6 protein-coding genes are annotated in these 9,586 nt (G+C 39.2%); 2 read left to right on the plus strand and 4 right to left on the minus strand.

Features of this window, described 5'->3' with window-relative positions; translation table 11 throughout:
• Positions 1–47 precede the first annotated feature (47 nt).
• The gene (locus tag L2735_RS08670; protein WP_248984313.1) at positions 48–926 is read right to left on the minus strand and encodes a radical SAM protein; all 879 of its coding nucleotides are present in this window, start codon (positions 924–926) and stop codon (positions 48–50) included.
• A gap of 155 nt (positions 927–1,081) precedes the next feature.
• Here L2735_RS08670 and L2735_RS08675 point away from each other — a divergent pair, with 155 nt between their 5' ends.
• The gene (locus L2735_RS08675; RefSeq protein WP_248984314.1) at positions 1,082–1,339 is read left to right on the plus strand and encodes a hypothetical protein; all 258 of its coding nucleotides are present in this window, start codon (positions 1,082–1,084) and stop codon (positions 1,337–1,339) included.
• Positions 1,340–1,534: 195 nt separating this feature from the next.
• Here the strand turns inward: L2735_RS08675 and L2735_RS08680 are convergent, their stop codons facing one another.
• Positions 1,535–2,014, minus strand: coding sequence for a GNAT family N-acetyltransferase (locus tag L2735_RS08680; protein WP_248984315.1), 480 nt, complete (start codon positions 2,012–2,014; stop codon positions 1,535–1,537).
• Positions 2,015–2,155: 141 nt separating this feature from the next.
• Positions 2,156–5,317 (minus strand): TonB-dependent receptor, encoded by a 3,162-nt coding sequence (locus L2735_RS08685; protein WP_248984316.1) that lies wholly within the window; start codon positions 5,315–5,317, stop codon positions 2,156–2,158.
• A gap of 343 nt (positions 5,318–5,660) precedes the next feature.
• On the opposite strand from L2735_RS08685, the gene L2735_RS08690 reads away from it, so the two are divergent.
• Positions 5,661–6,458, plus strand: coding sequence for a S1/P1 nuclease (locus L2735_RS08690; RefSeq protein WP_248984317.1), 798 nt, complete (start codon positions 5,661–5,663; stop codon positions 6,456–6,458).
• A gap of 455 nt (positions 6,459–6,913) precedes the next feature.
• Here L2735_RS08690 and L2735_RS08695 read toward each other — a convergent pair whose 3' ends face one another.
• Positions 6,914–9,007, minus strand: a complete 2,094-nt coding sequence (locus tag L2735_RS08695) for a multiheme c-type cytochrome (RefSeq protein ID WP_248984318.1) — start codon at positions 9,005–9,007, stop codon at positions 6,914–6,916.
• Between the last annotated feature and the right edge of the window lie 579 nt (positions 9,008–9,586).

Consider the following 9,586-nt stretch of genomic DNA (forward strand, 5'->3'; position numbering starts at 1 on the left):
ATTTTCAATAAAGTGCAAAGCTTTAGGATGCAGGATTTTAAATGAACTTATAAACCACGTTGCCATTCTTGTCTCAGTGGTACCATGCCTTGAATAGCCTGATTGACTCGACTTAATAGCTGAGACTTGTCTTTGCCTAACACCCCTTTTAATACCAAATAATTAGATGCATGATCTGAACGGAAAATCGTTTTATCTAGCTCTAGGTTTGACAGTAAAGTCTGCATTTCAGTAAGCAAACCTAATTGATCCGGCAACTCAAATTTACCATCAAATACCTTGTCCATCCTTTCTGTGCCTAAAGGCAAGGTCACCACTAAGGTAGATAAGTATTCAGGCTGTGCAGCGTTCATTAATTTGGCAGAAGCTTTAGCATGTTGCAGAGATAGTTGTGTGCCACCAAGCCCCATCAATATCATCACCGATGACTTCATCCCAGCTTGTTTAATCTTTTGTAATGCCACTAAAGATGATTGATAATCTTCGCCTTTTTCAATGCGGCTTAGCACTTCGTTATCACCGCTTTCACAGCCAACATAAAGTAGTGATAAGCCCACTTCACGCAGCTCAGCCAACTGCTCTACTGATTTATTGGTTAGGTTACGTGGTAAGCAATAACTACTTATGCGAGTCACTGATGGCAGATGGGTTTTGATCAACTGACAAATTTCTTTAAGGCGCTTAAAAGGTAATGTCATTGCATCACCGTCAGCTAAAAATACTCTGCTAATAGGATGACCAGAGGCAGCTGCGGCAAGAATATCTTGCTCTATTTTATCGACTTTTTGGGCTTTAAACTTTTTCTGTTCTTGAGTGTACATGTCGCAAAAACTGCAGTTGTTCCAACTACAACCGTTAGTCACTTGCAAAATAAGTGATTTCCACTCCGATGGCGGTCTAAAAACAGGCTCTATATAGTTAATCAAATCAGTTCCTTTAGTGAAATACCATCACTTTTTGTATAAATATCATTCGTAACGTTTGTTTTTTAATCTTATTTTTGATCGTAAACGTTTGAAATGATCGTATACCTTGTTTATAGTCGTTTTGTTAATCAAATAATTATTCAGGCTAATTGATTATGAATCAAGTTGCATATGCACTCAGTGAACGTCGAGGGGAAGCGCTCGATCAGGAACAACACTGGGAACTCATGACCGCGGACCAGAAAATGGCGCTGTATGATTTAAACCGATTTGGGTACCGATTGCTTTTCGTTAGAATGATGCCAGAAGGCCCTCTGGCTATCATTGCTCAACAAAAAGAGCTCGCTGTAATTGATTTTGAAGGCGAATTAAACTTACGCCCCGACATCAAATTACGAGACGAATCCAAATAGCGAAAACATGAGTTAGAAACAGTTACGCAATCTGTAACCTAGTATGTAACGCCGACAAAAAAGAGTGCTTTAAGCACTCTTTTTTATGAGCTAATTTTATGGTCGTATCACTCACTTCTTATACCAAATCAAAAAATGCGATTTTTATCGCCACCTTAGCCCCAATGGGAATAAGCATTCATCTCACGACCAAAGCTAACTTTGTTGTAAGCTAAGTAACATATCAATATGCGGAATGCCATCTTCAAGGTACATCTCTGAATTATTGATAAAGCCTTGTTGTTGGTAAAATTTATTTAAGTGTTGCTGAGCGCCTATTTGAATATTTTCCTGTGGCCACAACTCTTTTACGGCATCAATAGAGCGCTGCATTAATGCGTGGGCGATTCCTTTGCCACGGCCTGACTCTGCAATAATCACTCTACCAATACTCGCTTCAGGGTAACTCACTCCAGCGGGTAATATTCTGGTATAAGCAATAAGCTCACCTTGTGGATTGAACCCTAATAAATGTTTAGCATCAGCTAACCTATCTTTGTTATCTAACTCAGGATATGGGCAATTTTGCTCAACTACAAACACATCAACCCTAAGCTTTAATACATCATAAAGCTCATCAAGACTAAGCTCGTTAAAGCTTAATAATTTCCACTGTATTGAATCTAATAACGACATCGTTTTAACGCTCTACTTTCTCCGATTCTCAGCAGTCTAGCACGAATAAATCACTCGATTAATAAGCAAGTCACTCCAGTCATTTTAGGCAAAAAAATACCGAGCCTAAGCTCGGTATTTTATCGATTAAACTAGCTCAATTTAGAACTTGTATTTAACACCTACTTTTAACTGCCAAGCAGACTTATTGATGTCATAAGTATTTTGGTTCGCAGTTTCGATACCATCTTGACCGAAAGGTACTGAATAAGTGTATACACCTGTATCAGCATCGTAATTATGGTCTACTAAGATTTTACTACCGAAAGATTGGTACTCAACCACACCCCAATCATCATTCATTAGGTTAAGTACGTTTTTTACGTCGAAGTATAAGATACCTTTATGATCTTCTAGGAAACCAGGTAACTCTTGCGTGAAACGGAAATCTAACTGATGTACCCAAGGTTGGTTGTCTGAACCCTTACTTGCGATACCACCAGCATATTTTCCTAAACCAATTTCATCAATTGCCTCTTTAAACTCTTCATAAGTTAAACCGCCAGCATACTCAACATTGGTATCATCTGCACCTGTTGGGATGTAAGGAAGGTAAGAGTCTGAGTAAGCAAATGCACCTTGGTCACCAAAACCACGATCATTATGTGAACCTAACACCCAAGTCATTGGACGGCCTTCACGTGCTTCATAGAACATATTAAAACTAGAGTTATAGCCAGCAATAAACTCAACATCATAACCTAAGCTCATAGTGAAACGATGTGGTGTTTCATAGTAACCAGGACCGATAGTCGTGCCGTTTCTGTCTTCACCGACTGACGTGTATTGGTAGTTAGACGTTGCCGTTGAAGATGAACCTTGGTTCCCTTCATCAACAGAGTTAAATGCGTAACCTAAACGCATGTTAAGACCCATATCCCAGTTTTTTGCTAAACTGAAACTTAGCGTCTGGCTCTTACCATCTTCATCTGCATTAGTTAGCATCAGATCGTAACGTTCAGTATTACCACCAGCACCATTATTCGCTAATGGATCCCATGTTTCGTAAATAACACGGCCAGTTGAATCCGTTGTTAGTTCACGGCGAGCTAAATCAACCCAAGCAACATCATTTTCTTTTTGGATATATAAGAACTCACCACCAAAGAACCAATCTTGACCTAAAGCACCGAAGTCCCAAGTACTGTCAAAACCGATGCTTGCACGCCAATCTGAAGGAAGTTCGAAGTTAGGATCTAATGAGTTAGTATTACCATCACCACCGACTAAACCATCTTGTGCACCACTTGGTACATTACCAAAGTCAGGCGTACCCCAAGTATCATTCCAACCATCGTTGTAACTTAGTAAACTGTTACCATCGTTTGAAAAGCTGTTAGACATCCAAACTGTTGGGTAGCCACCACTGTAACGACCTACGCCACCACGAATGGTCACATCGTCCGACAATACATAAGTTAAGCCAACACGTGGTAAGAAGATATCTTTACCATCCATTGTTTCGTTATTGGCAAAGCCATAACGATCGACAAAGTTATCATTTAATGCAGGTGAATCTGACATGCTGATGGTTTCGTAACGAATACCGTATGTCATTTCCCAATCTGAATTAATTTCCCACGTGTCTTCAATAAATAATGCGAGTGTTTCCATATTGAATGATGCAGCAACATCATCAGCATTACCTGATTCAGCATTTTGATAGCGGAAACGGTCAACAACACCATTTTCAAAGTCATCAATTGAATCAAAATCCCATGAGCCCATAGTGTCTTGGGCAAATAAGTTAAACACTTCTACATTGTTATACTGAAAACCAAAGCCAATAGTATGTTCATCTAAGTAGTAATCACCCACAAAACGTAATTCTAGGTTTTGATTGTTTAACTCATTAGATTGACGTGAACGCTCAGTACCGAAGTTAACATCGCCAGCATCGGTACGGACATTAACTTGACCAATACCGATATTTTCAACAGGGTTTGAGCTACTTGTTGTATCTTTATAAGCAACTTTGATTTCTGTAGTAAATGAATCAGTCCAATCACTGTATAACGTTGCTGCGTAAGACTCTAATTCTTCTTCTTTATCATACCAGTAGCTTGATAAGTTAAGTGAAGATTCATCATCAGATACTTTGTTAGTTCTGTTACCAATGGTGCTTTGGTAAGTCAGTGAAGCACGGTGCTCGTTAGTGATGTTCCAATCTAATTTAGCTAAGATTTTTTCATCTTTCTCTTGTGGAGATGCGCTGTAACTACCAATGTTACTTAAACCGTAAACATCATTCGCAATACTGTTAATACGATCAAGTTCATCCGAAGTAACACGAGAATCATTGGCAAAACCTGCACCTGCTGGTCCCCACTCTGCTGCTTGTGGCGCATCGTAGTTTTCATATGAACCAAAGAAGAACAAAGTGTCTTTAATCAGCGGGAAGCCCACTGTGGCACCAAAAGTCGTTTCTTCGAAATCTTGCTTTAACTTCTCGCCAGTTTCTTGGTCTTTACCATCGCCAGCCATGCTGTCGTTAGTGGTTTCCCAAAATACTGTGCCTGCTAGTTCATTTGTACCAGATTTTGTTACGGCGTTAACTTGTGCGCCAGAGAAACCACCGGTTCGAGCAGAGAACGGAGACGTGTTTAATGCAACACTTTCTACCGCATCAATTGAGATAGGTGAACGTTGAGTTGGGTAACCATTTGAATTAAGACCGAAATCATCGTTTTGAGAAACACCGTCAACAACAAATGTGTTAAAACGTGGGTTAATACCCGCAACACTCATTGAAACGCCATCAGTACCCACTACAGCCATTGGGTTTTGACGTAATACGTCTTTAAGATCGCGGTTAATACCAGGAGAATTAGCAATATCTTTCGCGCCGAACTCGCTGTTACTACCTGCACTGCGGAAATAGTTAGCTGAACCTACAACACCAATACGCTCCATATCGGCAGCTGATTGTAATGTGCGGTTATAGCGTAAGGTTTCACCAACATTTAGATATAAATCTTGTTCTAAATCATCCGCAAATTCATCTGAATCGACTTTGATGATGTATGGACCACCAACACGTAAACCACGTGCTGAGAACAAGCCATCAGCACCCACTGACACTTCTGTCACTGTACCTGTTGGTTCATGGATGATGGTAATTGTTGCATCTGTTACTGCATTTCCTTGCGGTCCAACAATCTGACCTCGGATATTTGACGCGGTATCTGCTGCCATGGCTGGTAGAGAAACACCCATAGCAAAGCAAGTCGCTAGCGCTAAGCGACTGATTTTATTGTTTAACATTTTCAGACCCCTGAAATATTTTTATATTTTAATTTATTTGCTAGTTAATCTAGCTTTTAATATGAAGTTGTAGAGTAAAAACTTCAGGGCGGATTTTATAACCAATTTGTTTCAAAATCATGTCATTCTTGAACTATTTTTCAACAATAATTAAACTATCGCATCAATTGCGCTTCATATTTCTCTGTCTAGGCTATATGAGCATTGGGCTGTAGCCTTTTTGTCACAAAAAATTAATTTAAAAAAGCTAGTATAAAAATCTTCTAATCACACGCTTCAGCCACTCTTCTAGGGTCAAATCTACTAGGGTCAAAGTCGCTGAATCGCTAATGGAATAATAATAATGAAACCTGCAGTACTTCTATTTGGCGCAACCGTTGCACTAACCACCGGTATCGTCAGTCAACCCACTCATGCTTGGGGTCAAAATGGCCACCGAATTATTGGTGAATTAGCACAAAATAACCTTTCATCTATTGCGCAAGAAAAAATCAATCAAATAACTCAAGGCGAATCATTAGCACAAATGTCGACTTGGCCTGATGAAATACGTTCAGATAAAAATTGGTACCACTCTACACCTTGGCATTATGTGTCTATCGCTGATGATGAAACTTGGGACACAGTAGAAAGAAATCCTAAAGGCGATATTATTGAAAGCTTGAAGAAATTTGAAAAGGTGCTGAAAGACCCTAAGGTCAGCGATAAAGAAAAATGCGATGCATTAGCTTTTTATGTCCATTTTGTCGGTGACATTCACCAACCACTGCATGTTGGCCATAGCCACGATCACGGCGGTAATAAAGTAAAACTGAAATGGTTTGGTGAAGACACTAACTTACATTCGGTGTGGGATAGCAAGATTGTTGATCACAAACAACTAAGCTATACCGAATACACCAAGTTCATTGAGCGTATCTCAGATAAAGACGTCAAAAGCTGGGTAGGTAAAAGCTATTATGACTGGGCAAATGAATCAAAAGCGCTACGTGAAGCCACTTATAACCTCGAGAAAAACCGTGATGATCAACCAGATTTACGTTGGCAGTATATTTTTGACCACACGCCAACGGTTGAATTACGCTTGCAACAAGCTGGCATTCGTTTAGCGGACAAACTGAATATCATCTTTACTAAATAAGCTCTATCGCATTGTAAATATAGCGTTTCATTTTACTTAACCGCATGATTATTGATAACTTCAGCTAAATATAAACCCACATTATCAACAAGTATGTGGGTTTATTTTATGTCAAACCATCCCAACAGCATCAACATTATCCTTAGCCTGAACTGCCGTAGTAAAGTCATAGTAAAGTCATAGTAAAGTCATAGTACAGCAAGATATCTCTCACAACTTCACCTTTAAACTGCAGTAATCATGACTTAAAAGCATCATCGAATTGTCATTTCAATAACCTTACTTTCTTGAGTTAACACTTCAAAAAGACAGCAATTAAATGAACTCAGCCTAATAAAAAAAGCCACTATTTAATCAATAGTGGCTTTTCTAAAGGATTCTGCAGCCCGTTTGCAGGGGATAGCTGCAGAAACCTATTTACTTTTACGTTTGAAACTTACTCTTAAAGTCTCAGCCTAACGTTCAAAGTTATGGTATTTGTCAATACCGAATGACTTACCAGTATCATGACAGGTTGCACAAGACTCTGCTGTAGGAATTGTGTGCCATTCAGTTGATGGAGTAGTTATATTCAAATCACCTCCATTAGATTCCATGTGACTGATATCTGACTCTTCGTAATGACATGACAAACAGTTTGCAGAAATCGGGCTTGACACCACACCCGCAACCCCATCGTCTGAAGAAGCTTTAGACTTCATGTAACGATTTGGAACTAGACTCAAATCTATGCCATTAGAGTGACAAGAAACACAATTATCACCATTTAAATTAATAGCAGAATTAGTTGTAAGCTCTTCTTCAAAAGTGCCATCCCTTTGCTCTACCATTTCAGAACCAGTGATTGGTTGACTCATCCCCCAATGCCATGCATGTATTAGTGGACCAAAACCTGCACCACTAGGCGCTTTCCAACCCGTTTGCACAGGAGGAGTACTTCTATCCATCGCTGGTATTGTATATCCGGCTTCAATTCTTTTTTCATCAGTTGCAAAGGCGTCCATAGCAACGGTTCTTGCACCAGCACGATCTTGACCATTATTATGACAAGCTATACAAGATTCCCCACCAGTGTTGTAGCTACCATTTTTATGGTAGTTAGTCTCGTTATTGTGACAAGTAGTACAGCTGTCCGCATCCACATTATGTCGACGTGAGAACTCCTTGTCGATAGCTGTAAATGTATTATCAACTACTTCAGAGAAACCTGTGAAAGATACACCAAACTTACCATCATCATCTTCCCAGTTAGAATCAGCTAACGTAACACGTGAGCTAGTAGTAAGATGTGCATCCTCATAACCTGTGCCAGGGCCATTTAGTAGCTCTGGATAACACACTGAACGAGTACCATCTGGACGTTCTACATAACTTTCAGCTCCGTGACCAATGACACGAGCAACAATAGAGTCAGTTTCGTTATCATAGGCATTCACATAAGCACCAGCGTAAGTCACGGTATGAGCTTCATACATTTCACCAATATTTAGCTGTACAGCTGAATCGCCCGAGTTATCAAATAGCTTAACATCAACACAATAGCCATGTTCGTCATCTTGGTATACAGCAGAAGTTTCAGTATAATAATTTTTACGCATTGTTTTGCGTTCAGTAATACCCGCAACTTTTTGAGCGTGTACCTCACGAATATCTGATGAAGAAGAAGACAAAGCAGATACCTTATTGCTACTTACTTTTGCAAGGCTATTCATAGTATCAGTATGGCAGTCACTACAACCGTTCCCGTCCCACTCTTTGTTCATTACTGGTTCGACGTGACAGGTATAACAATTTACCGGAGTGAAATCTTTTTCAAATTTCTGATGATTGATATGACCAAGCTTCTGCATGGTATTACTTGCATAACCTCCAGTCTGGCCATCTTCATTCTTAGCTACGTTGTTATGACACACCATACAACCACCAACAAAATCCACTTCTCCATCAGTATTTAGTGCGACATATTTGCTGTGTTTAATATCAGATGTTGCGTAATCAACGTGACACGAATAACAAGTTTCAGTTGTCGTTGTATGTGTCATCTCAGGCTTGTTTACAATGATGTAAGGTGAAGTAGCAATATCGCCACCGCCTACTTGTAAACGAATTAAGCCTTCAGTGTCAGCTTGAACCGCTGACATTGGCGCAACAAATTCATATCGACCATCGTCAAGCATAGTTAGCGTTGCACCTTCAGTAGGTTCATCACCACCGGCAGTTGCACTCCCACCAACAGAGCCATCACGAGCTCGTTGAATGCCCATTTCGGTCATAGCAGCTAAGTAAACTGCAGCATTTTCAAGACCATTAATTAACGCGCCATCTTCATCAGTAATTTCAAATTCAAGTGTTACTTGACCTTCTTCAACCATATGAGAAATAAATTCAACATTAGTTACTTCAGAAGTTTCTACTACTGGTGGATTAGGTCCTGGACCTGGTTCACCTGGTGCGCCATCTTGACCATCTTTGCCATCGCTACCACAGCCAGCAATCCCCATTGCTGCTGCAACAACGAAAGCTAATTTGCATTTCGTTAAGTTTTTCATCATCACTCCGATTTCTTATATTTACTACTTTTTAGGTATAACCTATTTTGATATTAGTTATTTCCAATAATAAAAATAGTGACTATGGTCACGTTAGAATAATTAACCTTTTCAACCACCAACCTTTAACATGAAAGTTTGATGCAGATCTTAATTAACAAATGCTAACCTACCGGTTAACACAAACCCAAAACGCTAAACCCATTGTTTTATAAAGGTTAAGGCGCACATTAAATTATTAACATATAAAATAATCAATATATTCAAAGGCTTAACCGGAGATATGGTTGGCAGTTTTATATAACTACAAAGAAATAAGCTTAATGATTAATATCAAATTAATTTAAATTTAATATTCTGCTTTTTTGAAAGTGGTTGTTAGCAGTCGTTGAAAGTGAAAAGTGAAAAGCGAAAACAAAGCTAAAATTAAAATTTAAGCAATAAAAAAAACCACTATTGCTAGTGGTTTCAGATTAATGACAAACCCCCACTTTTTTTAAGTGGGGGTTTTATTTTATTGGTTTATACGCATTTCACGACGTTTATTTAAAAACACATCTTGAGCAATATTGTTGGTTA

The organism is Shewanella olleyana, assembly GCF_023283825.1.
Lineage (GTDB): Bacteria > Pseudomonadota > Gammaproteobacteria > Enterobacterales > Shewanellaceae > Shewanella > Shewanella olleyana.